Annotated in this window: 10 protein-coding genes and 4 pseudogenes; 3 read left to right on the top strand and 11 right to left on the bottom strand. The window is 42.7% G+C overall.

The window, feature by feature from the left end; genetic code table 11:
* Positions 1–13: 13 nt before the first annotated feature.
* Positions 14–250, bottom strand: a pseudogene (locus tag A4V03_RS21410) (sulfatase family protein); the annotation flags it as partial.
* Between the two features lie 284 nt (positions 251–534).
* Positions 535–1,199: pseudogene (locus A4V03_RS20225) on the bottom strand (alpha-glucuronidase family glycosyl hydrolase); the annotation flags it as partial.
* A gap of 369 nt (positions 1,200–1,568) precedes the next feature.
* Between A4V03_RS20225 and A4V03_RS20220 the strand changes: the two are divergent.
* Together A4V03_RS20220 and A4V03_RS20215 are read left to right on the top strand one after the other, a co-directional pair.
* Entirely contained in the window at positions 1,569–3,383 is a 1,815-nt protein-coding gene (locus A4V03_RS20220; RefSeq protein WP_065540529.1) for a glycoside hydrolase family 2 protein, read from the top strand.
* Between the two features lie 216 nt (positions 3,384–3,599).
* Complete coding sequence (locus A4V03_RS20215) at positions 3,600–6,158, top strand: hypothetical protein (protein WP_065540154.1); 2,559 nt, start codon at positions 3,600–3,602, stop codon at positions 6,156–6,158.
* A gap of 42 nt (positions 6,159–6,200) precedes the next feature.
* Here the strand turns inward: A4V03_RS20215 and A4V03_RS20210 are convergent, their stop codons facing one another.
* From A4V03_RS20210 to A4V03_RS20190, 5 genes and pseudogenes are all read right to left on the bottom strand, one after another.
* On the bottom strand, positions 6,201–7,196 hold the full coding sequence (locus A4V03_RS20210) for a DUF4973 domain-containing protein (protein WP_065540528.1): 996 nt from the start codon (positions 7,194–7,196) through the stop codon (positions 6,201–6,203).
* An 18-nt stretch (positions 7,197–7,214) separates the two neighbouring features.
* A complete protein-coding gene (locus A4V03_RS20205) occupies positions 7,215–9,281 on the bottom strand; it encodes a RagB/SusD family nutrient uptake outer membrane protein (protein WP_065540153.1) in 2,067 nt (688 codons plus the stop codon).
* Positions 9,282–9,295: 14 nt separating this feature from the next.
* A complete protein-coding gene (locus tag A4V03_RS20200; RefSeq protein WP_065540152.1) occupies positions 9,296–12,418 on the bottom strand; it encodes a SusC/RagA family TonB-linked outer membrane protein in 3,123 nt (1,040 codons plus the stop codon).
* A gap of 24 nt (positions 12,419–12,442) precedes the next feature.
* Positions 12,443–13,969, bottom strand: a complete 1,527-nt coding sequence (locus tag A4V03_RS20195; RefSeq protein WP_065540527.1) for an IPT/TIG domain-containing protein — start codon at positions 13,967–13,969, stop codon at positions 12,443–12,445.
* Between the two features lie 48 nt (positions 13,970–14,017).
* Positions 14,018–14,623, bottom strand: a pseudogene (locus A4V03_RS20190) (DUF1793 domain-containing protein); the annotation flags it as partial.
* Between the two features lie 346 nt (positions 14,624–14,969).
* On the opposite strand from A4V03_RS20190, the gene A4V03_RS20185 reads away from it, so the two are divergent.
* Positions 14,970–16,319: an ATP-binding protein gene (locus A4V03_RS20185; protein WP_065540151.1), complete on the top strand. Its 1,350-nt coding sequence runs from the start codon at positions 14,970–14,972 to the stop codon at positions 16,317–16,319.
* Between the two features lie 95 nt (positions 16,320–16,414).
* Here the strand turns inward: A4V03_RS20185 and A4V03_RS20180 are convergent, their stop codons facing one another.
* The 4 genes and pseudogenes from A4V03_RS20180 to A4V03_RS20165 form a co-directional block, all read right to left on the bottom strand.
* A complete protein-coding gene (locus A4V03_RS20180) occupies positions 16,415–17,476 on the bottom strand; it encodes a DUF4973 domain-containing protein (RefSeq protein ID WP_065540525.1) in 1,062 nt (353 codons plus the stop codon).
* Positions 17,477–17,498: 22 nt separating this feature from the next.
* Positions 17,499–18,845 (bottom strand): RagB/SusD family nutrient uptake outer membrane protein, encoded by a 1,347-nt coding sequence (locus A4V03_RS20175; protein ID WP_236588694.1) that lies wholly within the window; start codon positions 18,843–18,845, stop codon positions 17,499–17,501.
* Between the two features lie 78 nt (positions 18,846–18,923).
* Positions 18,924–20,075: an ISAs1 family transposase gene (locus tag A4V03_RS20170; RefSeq protein ID WP_065538162.1), complete on the bottom strand. Its 1,152-nt coding sequence runs from the start codon at positions 20,073–20,075 to the stop codon at positions 18,924–18,926.
* 157 nt (positions 20,076–20,232) lie between these two features.
* Positions 20,233–20,946: pseudogene (locus A4V03_RS20165) on the bottom strand (RagB/SusD family nutrient uptake outer membrane protein); the annotation flags it as partial.
* Between the last annotated feature and the right edge of the window lie 15 nt (positions 20,947–20,961).

The raw sequence follows: 20,961 nt of genomic DNA, 5'->3' as shown, positions 1-20,961 counted from the left end.
ACATTAGTTCTAGTTATTCAGTTCTATTTATTTTATCTTCAAAATGATAGTTATATGGATTTCGCTTAAAATGATAACGATTTCTTGGCACCGGCAATGGAGCTGCTTTCAAATTATACAATTCGCCCCGGCCATAGCTGTCAAGCACCAGTTTCCAGTCATCTTTGCGAACCATACGTTCAGTTCCGCTTTGTGTCCAGGTATTCAGTTCATCAAAGTGAGCTATTTTATTGAATTGTAAAGCCCCCTCAAAACTTTTCTATTCATATCATAATATCGTAATAAGTTTAGTAACAAGAAGTGTATGAATTACTCACACCCAAAGTTCGGCAATCTTTCCGATAAGTTACGAAAATAGCCATTCAATAAAGGACAAAAAATAACCATTTTCACATCAAAACTCATCCAATACAGATTTTACTTATAAAGATCAAAAAAATGAATAGCAACATTGTAATATGTTTCAGCATCTCTCCGTTCTTTCAAAAGACTCTCCATTACCTCTGCAAATCTCCGGGAATCAATCTTATGACGAAGTGCCCCGTTTTTCGTCTGTAAGATCACATTGTCATCAAACTTCCCATCAAGCGGAAGAAACTCTTTATAAGAACTTTGATACGATCTTTATCAATCTCCGGATTATAAACAAAAGTGCGCCACATCACAATGCCTCCATGAGGTTTTAAAGCACAGACCAATAAATTTGCTCCTTCTGCATGAGTACAATGATAGTCTTGAGGACCGGGCATACCTTCCGAATTGGCTTTTACTAAAAATCCGCCAAAATCAGGAATCAGCTCATATATCTCATCAACTTTCGCTTTCCACCACGCTTGTACATGCGGATCTCGCGGATCAGCTGTATCAAGGTCACCTATCCCTCCCCATTGCTTCATCACATCCGGAGTTGCCGACGGTTTTAAAGGTGCTGCAAAATTAGCTGTAAGATAAACCCGTATATGGTATTTACGAAAAACATCTGCCAAGGCAGCTACTTTCTTCAAATAGTCCCTGCGCAAAATACGAGGATCGGCATTAACATTGTTCAGCACTACTCCATTGATACCTATGGACGCATTGGCACGAGCATAGTCAATGTATCTCTCATCTACCTTCTCGGGCAACTCCTCCCATTTCCATAACGACTTACCAGCATATCCCCGTTCTATATTTCCATTTAAATCATCCCAATGATTAAGTTGTCAAAATTCCAATGCAGGTATCTCTCTTATATTCAGTTGTACTAACGATCATCAGTCATACAAAAATACGGAAAATCTCATATAAAAGAAACTTTTAAGACTATTATATTTTTGTATCCTGATATTACATTACAAAGGTGTACACTATTTTCAATATCATATAAAAATAACGGTTCAATAAAGAATAAAAATCGGTCAATCCCCTCCTTGTATACCACCCAAAACTCTTTATTTGATCAAAAAGAAGAGAATTTATTATTTTTTGAACAGCTAATTTCCTTTATTCTCTATTAATTTCCCTTTCTTTGCAATATTCTTTTAATGGAATTTATATCTAATAACTAACTATATTTTTATACCATGAACATGAAAAAGAATTTTCTAACAATGCTGCTTGCATTGGCTTTATGCAGTTCGACTTTTGCTCAATGGAAACCTGCCGGCGACAAAATCAAGACATCGTGGGGAGAACAGCTTGACCCTAAAAACGTATTGCCGGAATATCCGCGTCCTATCATGGAACGCAACGACTGGAAAAACCTGAACGGGCTTTGGAAATATGCAATCACTCCCAAAGGTACTCCTGCACCTGCCGCTTACCAAGGTGATATTCTTGTTCCTTTTGCCGTAGAATCGTCTTTATCGGGCGTAGGCAAAATGATAAACGAGAAAGAAGAACTATGGTACCAACGCACTTTCGACGTTCCTTCTGCCTGGCGTGGGAAACAAATCCTATTACACTTCGGAGCAGTAGACTGGAAAGCAGAGGTTTGGGTGAATGACGTAAAGGTAGGTGAACACACAGGCGGATTTACTCCTTTCTATTTCGATATTACTTCTGTACTTAATAAAGGAAATAATGACTTGGTAGTAAAAGTATGGGACCCTTCAGATCGTGGCGAACAACCCAGAGGAAAACAAATAGCAAATCCTCATGGCATTTGGTACACTCCGGTTACAGGTATCTGGCAAACAGTGTGGTTGGAACCGGTGGCAACACAATACATCACTAATCTGAAAACTACTCCTGATATTGACAATCATTCTGTGAAGGTAGAAGTTGCTGCCAATACGACTTCCGCAGACAAAGTGGAAGTAAAAGTATTCGATGGCAAGAACCTTGTAGCCAAAGGCGCAGCGTTGAACGGAGTACCTGTTGAACTGGCAATGCCTGCCAATGCCAAACTGTGGTCTCCGGACTCTCCTTTCCTCTACAATATGGAGGTGACTCTGTATAAAGACGGAAAAGCAATAGACCAGGTAAAGAGTTATACCGCTATGCGTAAATATTCTATCCGCAAAGGTCAGAATGGCATCACTCGCCTGCAATTGAACAACAAAGACTATTTCCAGTTCGGTCCGCTCGACCAGGGATGGTGGCCTGACGGTTTGTATACTGCACCGACAGATGAAGCATTGGTTTATGACTTGAAGAAGACGAAAGACTTCGGCTACAATATGGTACGTAAGCACGTCAAAGTAGAACCTGCACGCTGGTACACTCATTGCGACCAATTAGGATTGATCGTATGGCAAGATATGCCGAACGGTGGTCCTAGCCCACAGTGGCAAGCACGCAATTATTTCAACGGTACGGAAGTGATTCGTTCCGCTGCTTCCGAAGCTAACTACCGCAAAGAGTGGAAAGAAATCATCGACTGTCTGTATTCTTATCCGAGTATCGCCGTATGGGTTCCTTTCAATGAAGCATGGGGACAATTCAAGACTCCGGAAATCGTAGCATGGACCAAAGAATACGATCCTAGCCGCCTGGTAAATCCTGCCAGTGGTGGTAATCACTATACTTGTGGCGATATTCTCGACCTTCACCACTATCCGGGTCCGAACATGTTCCTTTACGACCCGAGACGTGCTACTGTATTGGGTGAATACGGAGGTATCGGCTTGGTAGTAGAAGGAAACACTTGGGTGAATGACAAGAAAAACTGGGGATATGTGAAATTCAACTCTTCGGACGAAGTAACGAACGAATACATTAAATATGGCAGACATCTGTTGGAATTAATCCAGAAAGGCTTCTCTGCTGCCGTATATACCCAGACGACAGACGTGGAAGGTGAAATCAACGGTCTGATGACTTATGACCGTAAAGTCATCAAGATGAATGAAGCTAAAGTCAGAGAAATTAACCAACAGATCTGTAACTCTCTGAATAAATAGGAAATAGAATAATACTCTTTTCCTTGTTGGATTAAAAACAGCATCTTTGAAGCTATATTCGGGGTGCTGTTTTTTCATATTTCCGTTTCTTTTCCCAAAAGATAGGTTATTTATGAAACAATGAACAATTTCTTTTCTAGATTGAACATTTTTTTTCTTTTTTATTTGTCGAATCCTCTATCTTTGCCATTATTCACTAAAATAAGTAACATTCATATGAAAAACAAACGGTTCTTATTTCTACTCTCTGTATTCGGACTGATGACAATGACTACAGACGGAGAAAATCCCCCCGCTAAAACAGTATTCGCACAATATATGAAGCAGGCCCAAACCTTTGCCGACAATTTCCCACGGGAGAAAGCCTACTTGCATTTCGACAACACGAGCTACTATGTAGGAGACACTATCTGGTTCAAAGCTTACGTCACCCTTGCCGAAAAGCAAATGTTCAGTCAGATCAGCCGCCCGCTATACGTTGAACTGGTGGATCAGACAGGACATATAGCAGATAAACAAATCATCAAACTGACGCAAGGAGAAGGAAACGGACAACTCGTTCTCCCTCAGTCCATGCTATCCGGCTATTACGAAGTGCGCGCCTATACTCGCTGGATGCTCGCATTCAACGAACCACAGTATTTTTCTCGTACTTTTCCTATTTATCAGCTTTCCAACAGCGATAAACTGGAACGCAGCATCACCACCTACGAACTAAATCCATCGATGGAAAACCGTCCGTTGGAAACAAAGGAGAAGTTAAGCGTACGCTTTTTTCCCGAAGGAGGGCAGTTGGTGGAAGGAGTGACCTCGCAAGTGGCTTTCAAGGCAGAGAGTAAAAATGAAGGAAATATAGAATTGTCGGGAACCATCTATACCAAAGGAGGAACAGCAATCACCTCTTTCGAGACTTTGCACGATGGAATGGGGTGTTTTGAGTATACGCCTTCTGCACAACCGGCTGTTGCCAAAGTCGATTTTCAAGGAAAGAAATATGAATTTACCCTTCCACAGGCGTTGCCTAACGGGTATGTATTGAGTACTGTCAACAATGCCGGTGCCCTTTTGGTTAAAGTATCCTGCAACACTGCTACTCCTCAAGACACATTAGCTGTATTTATCAGTCATCAGGGGCGGCCGTATGTTCATCAATTGATTAGTTGCCGGGCAGATGCTCCACAAGAGTTCATCCTACCTACCCGCAAACTACCGGCAGGCGTACTGCAAGTCAGCCTCATCAACCGGGCAGGCAATACATTGTGCGAACGTTTTGTCTTTGCCAATCCGCGTGCTCCCCTGCAACTATCCGCAGAGGGGCTAAAAGAGGTGTATGCTCCCTACGCTCCTATCCGTTGTGAGTTACAAGTAAGAAATGCTAAGGGAGAACCGATATCGGGAGATGTATCGGTCAGTATCCGAGACGGCATCCGGTCGGATTATCTGGAATATGATAACAACATTTTCACTGATTTGCTGTTAACATCTGATTTAAAAGGGTATATCCATCAGCCAGGTTATTATTTTGCATCACCGTCTCCTCAGAAACAAATGGAGCTGGATATATTATTAATGGTGCATGGATGGCGTAAATATGACATAAGCCAAGCCATCTCTACTGCTCCTTTCATTCCGTTGCAGTTACCGGAAGCTCAATTAGTGCTGAACGGACAGGTTAAATCAACGATCCTCAAGAATAAGCTGAAAGATATAGCACTTAGTGTGATAGTGAAGAAAGATGACCAATTTATCACTGGAGGAACCGTGACCGATGAAAACGGTCGTTTCACCATTCCGGTGGAAGATTTTGAAGGAACGACGGAGGCAGTGATCCAAACCCGTAAAGTCGGTAAAGAACGCAACAAGGATGCATCCATTCTGATCGACCGTAATTTCTCACCTGCTCCCCGGGCCTATGGTTACAAGGAGCTTCATCCTGAATGGAAGGACTTGACACACTGGCAACAAAAAGCCGAGAATTTTGATTCTCTATACATGGATTCTATCCGGAAAGTAGAAGGACTTTATGTATTGGATGAAGTGGAAATAAAAAGCAAACGTCGGCAAGGAAGTAATATGGCTACTAAAATAAATGAGAAAAGCATTGACGCTTATTATGACGTACGCCGCTCTGTAGATTTATTACGTGACAATGGGAAGATTGTCACAACTATTCCGGAATTAATGGAGAAGTTGAGCCCGCAATTCGATTGGAACCGTAGTAATAATGAGCTTACGTATAGGCAAAAGCCGATCTGCTACATCATGGATAATCACATTTTGTCTGAAACGGAAACTCAAATGATGCTGACCGAAGTAGACGGACTGGCTTCCATCATCATCAGCAAAGGAACCGGAGGCATTGACGACGACATCATCCAAAATACAAAAATATCCGAAGTGAGCGACAGCACAGGAGTCGATATAAGCCAACTGGATAAATATAGTGTTTTCTATCTGGTTCCGCTACCCCGACGCGATGTACTGAACAAAAGCCAAAGCGCCGCATTAGGTACCCGGCAAACGGTTATTCAGGGATATACCCGTGCATTGGAATATTATTCACCTGCCTATCCGACCAGAGAATTGTATATGGACAAAGTAGACAAAAGGCGGACGTTATATTGGAATCCGTCCGTACGAACGGACGCAAACGGGAAAGCGAGGATTGAATGTTACAATAACCAGTATTCTACCCCTTTGATTATTCAGGCGGAAACGATGAGTAAAGACGGGCAGATAGGAAGCATGACATTTGAAACAAATGGGGTTGACTAAAAAGCCAACCCCAAAAACAATACCATTCACAGTTACCATCGGTTAATCCCATTCTATAGCCTGGTCTTCATCCGGTATTTGTGTATTGATCTTACGTAAGATAGACATCTCACCTTTCACATTATACTCGATAGAAGCACTCGGTGCCATCGTATAATCCGTATAATCATAGTCTATATCACGAATCATGATGGTACGTTTCAGCAAATACGGTTGTTTCTCATCCATCTCTTCTTTGATGAAATACGTAGCTTGTTTATTGGTACGGAAATTAACTTCACCATTATCACAAGTCAAATTCACCTTGTTGCTTTCAGGATCGAAGAATGCCTTGATTTTGTAGTTTGCCCGATCCTTTCGGGTTTCATCTATGGTACCGGCATAGAAGAAAATGGTATTTTCATCTACCGCATAGGAGACGATTTCACTCTTCACCAACGGATCGTTTCCACCATCACCGGCATTCTTCATATAATTCATCAAAGCTGTACCGCTATAAGTGCCCGAATATTTATTGAACGGCATTACACGAAGCAACGCTTTGCGGTAGTGCTTGCGATAGTTGGGAGTGTATTCGCCTGTCGGGCTCTCCTCAATCGTCAACGGCAATACCCATTTCTCCACCAAGTCCAATCCTGTCAGGTTAAAATCAATATTCAGCAAAGTAGAGTTTTCGCCCGGCTGTATTTCCACCGTTTCGGGGAAAGAATAGTGCTTAGCGTCCAACTCTTTGTAATACAGGTCGTCCCGGCTACTGAAACGTGCTTCGTTGAGCACATCCAGTGTATCCTTGTCAATCCCGATCTTTACCATCAGTTTCTGCTGGTTGGCGGTGCTCCCACTTACAAGTACCGGCAGTTGGTAAGTACTGACCTGACCTGCCTTATAGGGAATATTGATTCTCGACACTCCGTTGCTATTGATCGGAGCCTTGAAAGAGACATAATGTTCATATAGTTCTTCAGTCCATTCGTCGTTGCACGAACCGAATGCTACCAACGCTACTAGTGCGAACAATAGATTATATATTCTTTTCATTGTATCCATGTTTTTAAGTTAGTCATTATACGTCCAGCCCGGATTCTGTGTCAGGCGTTTGTTACGTTTCAGTTCACTGTGAGAAATAGGCCAGAACCACATCTTCTGCGAGAAGGTAGCCGACAGGTTCCATACGGCAACCGGTGTGTGGAACTGTTCTCTGTCACCCTGCATCATCAATGTATTGCAACCGTAAACCGGCAACGACTCTTCTCTCGGAGCGTCTTTCCAACGGCGGAGGTCATAATAGCGTTTACCCTCTCCCATCAGCTCAATCATACGCTCGCGCTTCAAGTAAATGCGGAATTTGTCTTGGTCCGAGTATATGTCGTCCGCAAAATCGGGTACTCCGGCACGCATACGTACCGGTTTGATCCCTGTACGCATTTCCTCTTTGTCACGGCTGATCTGATAAGTCATCGCTCCGTCCCAAGAAGGAATGTCATAATTCACACCCGGTGTCAATTCGTTCAAGGCTTCGGCATACATCAGCAAAATATCGGCATAGCGAATGGCTGGTTCCGGCTTGAAACGGGCGTTATTTATATTTCCATTCTCATACGTATCATCCGGGTGTACGTATTTCATAACACCGATACCCGTACGCAACCAGAACATGGTGTTGGCATATCCATTCTTCAATCCGCGATAGTTGAACACCTGGATATTCTTGTTCACAGATTGCGATTCGTTACCCAAATACCAGCGTGTGCCATTATAAGCAACAGAAGCATAGAAACGCGGTTCGCGATTGGCGTATTGCAGAGAGACACCCGCATCAAGAGGCTTATAGTCCGCATTATTTTCCGTAAAACCTGTCTCCCGCGGACGATCGTTCCACATTTCACGAGGATACACAGCCTTGTATTCAGGCTCGGAATTCATACCCGCACAATCGGATCCGTCGTTCATGTAATAGGCATCTACCATCTTCTGCGTCAGTCCATGCGTATTCCATCCCGTAGCCTGGCGCGGCAATTGATGAACGACCATCGCACGGATGTTCTCACCGCCAATGTTCTGTCCACGAGTAAAAATCAATTCCGGATTACTCATTTCGTCCAACTGTCCGTTGAATACCGACCGGTAAGATTCAAACGGGTCGATGTCTGCCCATCCTTCGGGGAAAGGCAGGCTTGAATAAGGCTCGCAAGTCGGAGGAGTAATTGTGGCCGGTTCTGCCGGAGAGTCTGTCGTACGGATGCCAGTAGTATAGAGACGATAGACATCAAGCTTTATCACATCCTTACAAGCAGCTGCCGCCTTTGCCCATTTTTCCTCACTATAGTCTGCAGATAACAGTCGGTTTCCTTTATCATCCACAAGCTGTTGCGCAAAATCGTCGTTATTGCCATTTGCCAACGGACTGGCAGCAAAAAGCAATGCCTGAGCACGGGCTGCCAACGCGGCACCACGAGTAGGACGCGCGGAAGAAAGTTCTCCCCGACGCAAAGGCAGATCCTTAGCGGCAAGCAGCATTTCATTACTGATATATTCGGCACATACGTCATACGGGCTGCGTGGAGTGGCGATCTCATCATATTCATCGGTAAAGTCGATGCCTTCGTCAGGCAACAATGGAATGGGACCATAGCGACGGAGCAATATCCAGTAATAATAAGCACGGACAAAACGCGCCTGCGCCTTATAGTCTGCCTTCTCTTCTTCGCTGTCGAACTTCGTGCTCATATCCACATTCTGAATAAAAACACTAGCTTGACGGATGCCCCGATAGCACGCTGTCCAGGCCTCCTGTTTGGTGTTCTCATCATAATTTCCTTCTTTAAAGGAGTTGTAAGAAAGCGCATTGGCATTAGAAGCGTCATAATTCACGTCACGGTCGCCATAATACATATCATCGGCAAAATTAAACGGAATATGACCTTTACTGCACACATCCGCACAGTGATCTTTCAGATAACTGAAAGCTGTTGCCAACCACTGGTCAGTCTTGTCTCGGTCGTTGAATACTTTCTCTATCGTCTCCCGGTCATTAAAAATATAGTCGGAATCCAAATAGTCGGAACAAGACTGCATGCCTATTCCCAACACCGCTATCAACAGGATATAAATTATTTTTTTCATTGTTGCATATTATTTTATAGATTAACACTTAAACCCATTGTGACAGACTTCGACAATGGATAAGATTCACCACGCGCATCTCCCATCTCCGGATCCCAAGTTTTAAATTTGGAGAATGTCAATAGGTTGGTTCCTACCACAAAGATGCGGATATTATTGAAATGCAATTTGTTGACCCATGATTTGGGCAAGGTGTATCCGACATCAACTGTTTTCAGACGGAGGTACGAACCATTGCGCAACCAGAATGTAGAATTACGATAGTTATTGTTGCTGGCTCCGTCGCCCTGATAGCTCAGGCGCGGATAGCTGGCGTTCGGGTTCTCATTGGCAGGAATACCCAATTTCTCGGCAGTTTCCGAATCTACCCATCGGTCATCCAGCATTCCTTTAAAGACATTTCCCCACTCACCCTCGGTGAAGGCATACACACATTTGCCATACGTGAAGAAAGATGATTTGCCTGCACCCTGGAAATGAACATTCACATCCAGTCCTTTCCATTTGGCGGTAACCCCCAAACCATAAATCAAGTTCGGCTTGCTGGTAGCACCGATAGCTACGATATCACCGTCGTTCACCACTCCATCACCGTTGACGTCCCGATACTTGATGTCTCCGGGTTGTACGGCACCAAACTCTTGTTTCGGGCTGTTACGGATATCATCGTAATCTTTAAACAATCCCAAAGCTATCAGACCACGGCACTGATTTACCCGATAGCCTCTCTCCATCTGGTAACCATATACGTTGTTTTCCTCATCCTTTTCAAGTATCTCATTCTTTGAATAAGTCATGTTACCACGGATATCCACATCTACATTGCCTATTTTCTGGCGGAAATTGAAATGACCATCGAATCCGCGTGAGCGCATGGCACCGACGTTTGCCGACGGATTGACACCATAATGACCGACAATGGCAGGCAAATGCTTACGTTCCATGTAAATGCCTTCACGCTTTTCATCAAAATAATCGATAGTACCCGTAAACTTATCGTTGAAAAGGGCAAGGTCGATTCCGAGGTCTTTTTTGGTAGCTACTTCCCACGTCACCAACGGTGAGCCGAGATTAGGCATACTCAAACCGTTATAAGAATTGCTCGATCCGTATTTCGCCCAATTATATCCGCCATAAGTATACTCATTATCACCAATCTTGAATTTATTTGCAATCGTATACAGATAAGGGAAACGAACTCCCATATTATCATTACCTACCTTACCGTAAGAGAAGCGGACCTTAAACATGTTCATCCATTTCAGATTCTTTTTCACGAAAGATTCCTCAGCGACGTTCCAAGCCACGGAAGCAGCAGGGAAGAATCCGAAACGATTGTGCTTGGCAAAGTTTTCGGAACCGTTATAACCAAAATTGAAATTCACAAAATAACGGTAAGCCCAGTTGTATGCCACGCGACCCGCCAAGTCTTGATTGCGCCGGCTGATACCGTTCTTCAAATCATCTCCCAAATTGACTGTTTTCACATAAGAATCCTGTGTATACTTCAATGTTGCAGTTGGATGATGGTTTCCAAACGAACGGTCCCAATTAAGTTGTACATCAAAGAATTCGCGACGGTCGCCTTCAGAAGTACTCTTTTGAGTCATATTGCTGCTATCCGACACTTTCTTCCATACGATTTCTCCCGTATTCTTGTCTCTCGATACTGCAAACCACTGTTCCGGCCATTTATGGCGTTCGATGTTGTTTTGGCTGTTATTATCATACCCGAAGCGTCCTACAAAACTCAATCCTTTGGTCACGAAATCCAATTTTTGTTCCAACGATACGTTCGTCTCAATATTATTTGTCCAGTGTTCATTAAAACCGGTCTGTGTGGCAGCTACCCAAGGATTAGTTTTGTTGCCCGTACCAATCGCCGGCAGACGGCCATCAGAATACACCACCGGAGTCTGAATGGGATTGTAACCAAACAACTCGCCCCACACATCAGCATCTCCCAATCCCGGACTGTTGCGTTTGGATAAGAACCCTGCCACTCCGACTTTTAATAAGGTAGTTTTGGTAATGTCAATATCAGTATTTAAACGATAGTTCCAACGATGGTAAGCCGCATTCGTGTTATAATCATCCTTTAACGATTCGTCCGTATTGTACATACCGTTTTCCTTCACATAGCTGGCCGACACGAAATAACGCGCTGTAGTACCTCCACCGTTCATGTTCAGATTGACACGATGACTCCATGAGCCGTCTTTCAGCAACATGTCCTGCCAGTCGGTATTCGGATAGAAATCCGGATCAAGCCCCAAACGAAGAATATCCAGTTCTTCTGACCGGTAGATCGGTTCGTTATTACGAGTGACACGTGCCTCGTTGAGCAAGCTGGCATACTTGAAGCCATCCTCAAACTCAGGCGTAATAGTACGTGCGTTGTACGAAGTCTCCACCTTAGCATCGATATTGATCTTGCCTGCTTTACCATGTTTGGTAGTGATCAATACTACACCGTTAGCACCTTTCGAACCGTAAATAGCCGTTTCGGAGGCGTCTTTCAACACGGAGAAAGTGGCGATATCTTCGATATTGATCTCGCTCATGTCACGTTCGAATCCGTCTACCAACACATACGCAGATGAACTGGCACCGAACGTGGAGATACCACGTATCCAGAACTCGGAAACGTTCTTTCCCGGCTGACCGGAGACCTGACGCGCCATGATGCCCGGCACATTACCCGCCAAGGAGTTGACAATACTTGATGACGGATTGCTTTTCAGCAGGTCTACGTTGACCGTGCTGATGGCACCCGTCTGAGTCAGTTTGCGCTGAACGCCCGTACCAGTGATCACCACTTCGTCTATCGCTTTGGCTTCCGCCTCTTTCATCGTGACGTTGACGGTACGCAACTCTTTTACCAACACTTCTACAGTGGTATAACCGATGTAAGAGAACACCAGTTTGTGATAAGGTTCCATCTTAATGGAGTATTTACCGTTGATATCCGTGATAGCTCCCAAACCAGGCACATCCTTAACCGTCACGTTTACACCGATCAGCGGTTCTTTATTCTCATCAATTACGACACCCTGCACGGTGACCATCTGCTGCGCCATTACGTTCATGCAAATGCTACACAGCAGCAGAGTGTACAGTATAAATATTTTTTTCATATTCGCGTGTGTTTAATTCATTAGTTATTCTCCTTCTTTGGCTATCTTACGGATGCGCCGGTTCGAACCGTCACCCACATAGAAGATACCGTTTTCCTCATCATAAGCCAATCCTTTCGGGCGGTCGAAGCGGGCTTCCTGCAAAAGGTCTCCATCAATGTATCCCCATGGATTATTGTTCAGACTCGAACTTCCGCGACCTGCGAACAGAGAGACTTCCCCCTGTGGAGTGATAATGCGGAGACACTGATTCAATTTATCACAGATAACAAAATCGTATTCATCTTCCTGTCCGGCATAAGCAGGATTTTTCACAAATACTCCTTGATAGGGAGTATGGAAACGGGCAGAGGTTCCAATTGCATTGACATAATTAGCGGTACGGGCTTCTCCTGCCACTACGTAAGGAGCCAGGAAGGTGTGGCGTTCCCAGTCATAGTTGGTTCGCTGAATGTAATGCTGATTGATAGCCACAATATAGGCATAGTTACCCGTAGGATGCATGCGGATATTGTACTCCCATCCATTGTCCATTTGAAAGAGTTCCTCACAATCTTTTTTTGCTTCAAGCCCGTCGGGACGGACTCCATCGAAGATTTCCTGAATCTTTTCATGGTCGGCACGGAAAAACTGTCCTTTTTCATAACTATTGAAATACATGTCGTGATGCACAGGATGGAAAGCAACGGTGTTGCACTGCTTATACTTCACCAACGTTACTTTATTCCCCCACATTTCATAGTTGGGAGACTCACCGGGTGCATAGCTTTGAGGCGGTTCTTTGGTTCGAGTGTACCCATAAACGGCAGCTCTTAATTCGTCGCCTTGGTCTACAGCCACTGCCATGTGATCTTCGTCAAAGAAATTGACGGAGCGTCCGCGACGATTACCATGAATATTACCATCGGTAAGCGCCGTACCTAAATATTCGTTATTCAGATCGATAACACGCATATTGCCGCCTCCTTCATTTTCTTCACCACCAGCAGCATCTTGTGCTATATAGATCAGGTGTTTGTATTTAGGGTCGAACTCCAGCCAATTGGGTGCACCGAGTGCTCCGCAATCATTGAAAGGTCCATCCTTACTATCGTACTGCCCATCATCACGCCGAGTTCCCAGCAACGTACTTACAAGCATTTTCTTTTGGTAATCGAACTTAAGTCCGGGAGCTACCTCCGCCAATACTTCCTGTTCGTCACCGACAGTAATTTTCACCTCTATTTCTCCCGTATAGGCACCTTCCGGCATAAAACAATAGATAGCATTGCTTTTTACATTGATCACTACTGCTTTCTTCCCGCTGACATAGACATTGACTAAGGAGGGATTATTACCGAAATTATCTCCCATAATCACTAGACGTTGTCCAGCGCCTCCCTTCTTAGGATTGATGTCTTTCACTACAACAGGCTTGTTCGGATCAAACGCCACATTGCTTGGGTCTTCCCCATTATCGTTGCCATCATTGCAACTTCCCAAAACACATAAGGCCATCAGCAGCAATATCGTCCGATACCACCCCGACCTTTTTTCATACTTTTCTTTCATAGCATTAAAACTCATTTAGTTAATAAAAACATACATCATAAACATATTTTATTCTTTTGTTTTATCCATCAACACCTGCATCCAGTATCCTCCGATCACCGAGCGTGCCTTGAATCCTACCCATTTGCCGCTGTCCGTATGATGCCAGTCGCTGATAGGTACACGAGATTCTGTCTCATTGATATACTTATAGAGGGGAGCTACGAATTTTTCAAAAGTAGCCTGATCCGGAGACATGGCTGCCGTCCACATGATCCAGTCGGATTTAGTATATTCTTTGCGGGAATCCAGCGGCAATCCGTAAGGATTCTGCTTGGTCAGATAATAATTGATCTCTTTGCCGATCACATTGTTGGGGAACAGGTTCAGATTCCACAACTTGTCCCAGACCATATTGTACTTCTGGCTCCAAGTATTCTTGCGGTCGAAAGCCAAACGGTAATGATCGCCTTCATTTGCCATTTCTTCCCATTTCATCGCCATTTTTCGGGCTATGGCTGCATATTTGTCCGCCACATCGTCCAGCCCGAGCATGCGTGCCATTTCGCTGTATCCGGCTACGCCCATAATAGCTTTTACGGAAAGATTGGCATTGTGTGCCCAGTGACCGGCGAAGTCGTCCGTGCAAAGTTGGTTCTCCGGGTCCTGCCCAAACCATATATCAATCACGTAAGTGGCTTGTTATTAATGTATTAACATGGCTGTATATTGCATTTGTATTGTCTATACTCAATTTTTATACTATTTATCAACAATATTATGTCAATATATTTATATCATTTCCTCTATTCCGATTCATCTCCATGTTATAAATAAGTTTGGACAGGTAGCAGAAATGTGTTATAATGGAATTGGAAACTTGATCTGCACATTGCTTAAAGAATTATAATATAGGGCAAACCATTCATCATTTTCATACTAAAATTGATTGTTCTCAATTTATTTTGTATTTTCGCAACATCGGTTGAGTCAACGGCCGTTGAGAAAATAAATCATCATTATGAAATTTTATAATAGAGAAAAAGAAATTGCGGAATTAAAGCGTGTGCAAGAGCTTGCGTTTACTCAAAATTCTAGAATGATTGTAGTCACAGGACGTAGACGTATTGGTAAGACTAGTCTCATAAAAGAGGCTTTGAAAGGAACGTCTACAGTTTATTTCTTCATTGGAAGAAAAGCAGAAAGCATATTGGTTGCTGATTTTGTAAAGATAGTACGTGAAGCTCTATCCATATTTATTCCTGATGGAATATCTACTTTTACCAATCTGATGCAATATCTTTTTGAAGTGGGTAAAACACGTGTATTCAATATCGTCATTGATGAATTTCAAGAGTTTTACAATATCCGTCCTGATGTTTTCAGTGATATGCAGAATCTTTGGGATCAGTATAAACAAGAAACTAAAATAAACCTAGTTATCAGCGGTTCGGTGTACTCCTTGATGCAGAAAATATTCACTGACCATAATGAGCCCCTGTTTGGGCGTGCTGACAATATTTTGTGCCTGCGCGCTTTCAAGATCAGTGTCCTGAAACAAATTATGGGGGATCTTGCTTCCGGATATAGCAATGATGATCTGTTAGCTTTATACACACTGACAGGAGGAATCCCTAAATATGTAGAGCTATTTTGTGACAATCAAGCGCTTACTGTTGATAAAATGTACGATTTTGTCTTTTCAGAGAACTCCTTGTTTATAGATGAAGGACGTAATTTGTTGATAACAGAGTTTGGGAAAAACTACGGTACCTATTTTTCCATCTTGTCGGAAATTGCCAACGGCCACTATACACAAGGCGAGATAGAATCGGCATTGGGCGGTACGGCTATCGGAGGATATTTGAGCAAGTTGGAGAATGTATACCATTTAATAACTAGGGAGCGTCCTATATTTGCCAAGCCCGGAACTAAAAAAAATGTACGATATATGATCGGTGATAATTTCTTGAATTTCTGGTTTAAATATATTGAGCAAAACCGCTCTTATATTGAATTACAGAATTTTGATGATCTGAGACAATTGGCAAAAGCTGATTATCCGACTTATTCGGGTAGAGTGTTAGAGAAATACTTCAAACAGAAATTGGCAGAGACCGGTGGTTATAAGGAAATAGGCTCCTGGTGGGAAACAAAAAGTTCTATTGGCAAACAACGGATAAACTCTTATGAAATAGATATTGTAGCTCTTAAATCTAGTGGCAGGAAGGCTCTCATTGCTGAAGTGAAACGAAACCCTGAGAACAACTATAACCATACTGTTTTCATGGAGAAAGTGGAACATTTGAAACAAAAAGAGATGGCTAAATATGATATTGAGATACAAGTGTTGGGATTGAAAGATATGTAAATATGACAGAAAAGGTGCACGGATTTCCGTGCACCTTTCTATTTATTGAGCCTCAATTCTTTCTTGAGTCATCGGATCGGTAATTGATAGGGGAATTACCATTCAATTGCTTGATCTTCGTCTGGAATCTGAGTATTGATATCACGTGACAATGTCAATGTACCTTTTACATGATAGCGGATAACAGTACCTTCCACTGGTATATAATTGAAATAATAGTCAACATTATTAATGATTACATAGCGGTGTTCCAGATAAGGTTTTGCGTCATCCATTGATGAAGAAACACGGAATGAAGGAGTCACATCCTTGTTTAGTTCAAATCCGATTTCTTCTGCATTATCACAGGAAATATCGACCGAACCATTCGTCTCACCATTAAATGTAAATTTGATCTTATACTTTCTACGATCTGTATAATCCTCATCTACGATTCCTGCATACGTAAAGATGGTCTGATCATCTATCACATACCCTCTGATTGACGATTTTGTGATAGACTCTGCTGTCTCTATCGGCTTACCGCCTCCGTCATATCCCGTCACCACCTTGTTGGTGATTCCCGTACCGGAATAATCACCGGAGTAATCATTGAATGGGAAGATTCTCAATATTGCCTTAGCATAGTCTTTACGCGGATGAGCCACATAGTTGTGGGACGCATCGTCTACAATCTGCAATGGAAGTACCCACTTCTCTGACATATCAATGTTGCGGAAATCAAATTTAAGATCCAGCAGACCTTTATTTTCTCCCGCTTTTATCAGTAGCGATTCCGGATACGAAGCGTATGTCAATCCTTCCGCTCCCATGTCTTCGTAATATAATTCTGTACGTGTGGCATAACGGGCATAATTCAGAATATTCAATGTATCGGCATCATGTGCTATGCGTACAGTGACATTATTTGGATTATCGGTAGAGCCGCTGACAAGTATCGGCAACTGATAATTAGACCTCCCTTCTCCACCTTCCGCATAATTTCCTTCTGCATCATGGCGACTATAAGGTACATATATATTCGTCACTCCCTTACTGTCCAGTTGTGAACTGAAAGAAATGTAGTGCTCATATTGTTCTTCTTCCCATTCCGAATTGCAGGAAGCTCCCAATATTGTCATTGCAGCCAAAGCTGCCAAAGTATATATTTTCTTCATATATAAGTCTTTATATTTAGAATTAATCATAAATTGTCCATCCTGGATTCTGCGTTAAACGCGAATTACGTTTCAATTCACTGTGTTTGATAGGCCATAACCATAGTTTTTCCGAGAATGTAGACGGAAGATTGTAAACGGGAATTGCCGAATGGAACTCGTCTTTCTTAGCTTCGCCGACAAAGACATTGCAACCATATATTTGCAGAGATTCTTCTACTGGTGCGTCTTTCCAACGGCGAATGTCAAAGTAACGTTTTCCTTCGCCCATCAACTCTATCATACGTTCACGTTTTAACGCTTTACGCATATCATCCACCCCACTCTGCATATAGAATTCATCTGGATAGTCGGGTAGTCCGGCACGAATGCGTACAGGATGAATACCTCTTTCCATTTCTTCTTTATCACGGCTGATAGGATAGGTTGTTGCCCCGTTCCAAGAAGGTATATCGTATGTTCCGGTCAACTCATTCAGCGCTTCCGCATAAAGCAACAGGATGTCGGCATAACGAATGGCAGTTTCAGCTTTCGCCACATAGTTGCCCGGATAATCGTTGGGATGGACAAACTTCTTGATTCCGATACCTGTACGCAAGTAGAAACCGTCATTCCGATAACCGTCTGAATTTCCAAAGTAGTACCAAACCTGTTGGTTCACATCCGCAGGTCTGCTTTCTGTCTGACTCAAATAATACCAAGTGCAACCATTGTAAGCTACGGAAGCATAGAATCGGGGTTCGCGCTCTACATATTGCAGAGAAACATTCATTCCGGTTTTAGCCTGCTCGTCATCTCCTTTCTGCGGATCATATTTCCACCCCAATTCAGGATATTTATTATCCTTCAAGTCTTGCAGACTGGTAAATCCGGTTCTGCGTTCGCGAGTATCTACAATGCCTTGATAATTGACTGCTCCTTGATACATGGAGTTCATGCCCGGTTCATTGCCGCCATCATTCATATAATATGCATCCAGCATTTTCTGCGTCATGCCGTGGCAGTTCCACCCTCCATCATCTTTGGGCATCTGGTGAAGTACCAACATATCTATATTTGTTGCTCCACGTGTGAATATCAGTTCTTTATTGTTGGCAGGCAATATCGTTCCGTCAAAGATGGTGCGATACGATTTGAGCGGGTCAATATTCGTCCATCCTCTTGGCCAGATGTCTTTGGAAAACTCGCCATCAGCCGGTGGAACGACAGTCGGACGTTCAGAAGGTCCGTTGTCGGATGTGGAGTTATTAACAATATTCAAGTCGTAAACACCCAAATCGATGACATCACGGCAGGCGGCAGCGGCTTTTGCCCATTTTTCCTCACTATATTCGGAAGAAAGCAAACGACGCCCTTTGTCATCTACCAATTGCTGTGCATATTCATCATTGTTTCCATTCGCAAACGGACTGGCTGCAAAAATCAGGGCATAAGCAGGGCAAACGCATTATATTTTTATCTTATTTAATAGTTTGAACAAATATTCATCATTCCATCCTGCGTTTTTTCTTTTGGCTGCTACACTGCCCTTTGTTTCATCTTGTTTGATGATATAAAGGGCCATCTTATTAATTAAAGAAAAATTTTGCGCAGCATTACCTACTTTCCTTCCTGCGTCTTCTCTAAACGATACGTCTAACTGCCAATGTAGCCTGTTTTCTATATCCCAATGCGATCTTATAGCCTCTGAAATTTCTTTCGGTTTTAGCCCTAGTGAAGTAATGTAATATCTTTTTTCTACGGAAAGTTTTTTAGTGGCTACCTCCAGTCTTTCGGTACTAATTCTTACGATGGACTTGACCCCCTCAAATTTATCTTTCAGCATTGATTCCATAATCTTTCCCGGGCTATAAACCAGACATTCACGAGTCTCAATTCTCCCATGAGAAACCTCCTCTGTGACATATTTTCCATAGTGTGAACGGTATACCGGCCGATCAATATCAACACCATCCATCTCGTCTAGCCATCGTTCCACATCCATTAACCTGTTTTTTTGATTGGCCTTTAATGCCAGAATATAGTCTGCATTATTTTCTATTATTACTTCGGCAATATCTGTTTGGCATGCAATAGCATCAATTGTCACTATGCAATCCTGCAAATCCAGAGATTTTATAAGAGAAGGAATAGCGGTGATTTCATTGCTTTTATCATCTACTTTTACCTGACCCATACTGATTCCATTGGAAACAGCCCAGGCACTAACCATATGAAGCTTGAATCCTTTTTTGCCAAAGGGATTGTCTTTGCTGCACTTACTTGCTCCACGAAGCATTTTACCGTCTATAGCAACAACCCCTTCATACTTACCACAAAGCTCAGATACCCAATCACGAAAGACCAATTCAAAATAACCGGGTTTGAGTAAACTGAAAAAACGATTGAAAGTGTCATGACTTGGGATCTTTACTAAATCAGGAAAACGACGTTTAAAGAAGTCAAACTTACAAATACCGAACCGTTCTATTTCATTCCAGCTTTCACTTCCACAGATTACAGCACACAAGGCTATATAAACGATGACTTCCAAAGAGTGTTCTTTTTTTCGGTCAATACGAGGATCTTCAAGTTGTTTACAAAGACTAATTAAGCTCATTTTAGGGTTTATTTTTGTTTAAATTCAATACAACAAAAATACAAATAAATAATTAATATACAAAATATTAATAGATTAATAATAAGACAAATAATAAAAATGAAATATAGATAATAGTTGACTAATTGATAGACAAAATATAATGCGTCTGCCCTGGGGCATAAGCACGGACAGCCAATGCAGCTCCACGAGTGGGTCGAGCTATGGCATAATTATCTGTACGACGATCGTATTGCAACTCTTTAGTAGCCTGTAGCATCTCGTCACTAATATATTGCGCCACTTCTTCGTATGAGCTACGCGGAGTAGCTATTTCCTCATAGCTCTGTGTATAGTCCACTCCTTCATCCGGCATGATGGGTACCGGGCCATAGCGACGCAAAAGCAACCAATAATAGTAAGCGCGGACAAAACGGGCCTGTCCCTTGTAATCCAGTATTTCCCAATCGGCCATTTCTTGACACCGATCCACATTATGTATAAATACCGATGCTTGGAAAATACCTTTATAACATGCCTCCCATGCGCCGACATTATAAGAGTTCTCATTATATTCTCCTAGCTTGAACATGTTATATGACAATTCATTCTTTGTGGCGTCGATTGTTTTGTCCCGGTCGCCATAATACATATCATCCGAGAAACAGAACGGATTCTCGGTAGGTCCTTTAGTGGTCACCTCATAGTTTTCATTTTTCATAAATGAGAAGGCATAAGCCAACCATTCTTCCACATGATCCTTGCTTTCGAACGTTTTCTCCAGCGTCAGGCGATCCTTAAAATATTTCTCCGAATTCAGGTAGTCAGAGCAAGAAGACAAGGCTCCCGTCCCTAATATGGTCAATAATAATATATAAATCTTCTTTATCATAATCTCTTAGTGTTT

Origin of the sequence: Bacteroides caecimuris (assembly GCF_001688725.2) — a bacterium.
Classification (GTDB): Bacteria; Bacteroidota; Bacteroidia; order Bacteroidales; family Bacteroidaceae; genus Bacteroides; species Bacteroides caecimuris.
The sequence above is the reverse complement of the archived record's forward strand: the minus strand, read 5'-3'. Positions and strand labels throughout refer to the sequence as shown.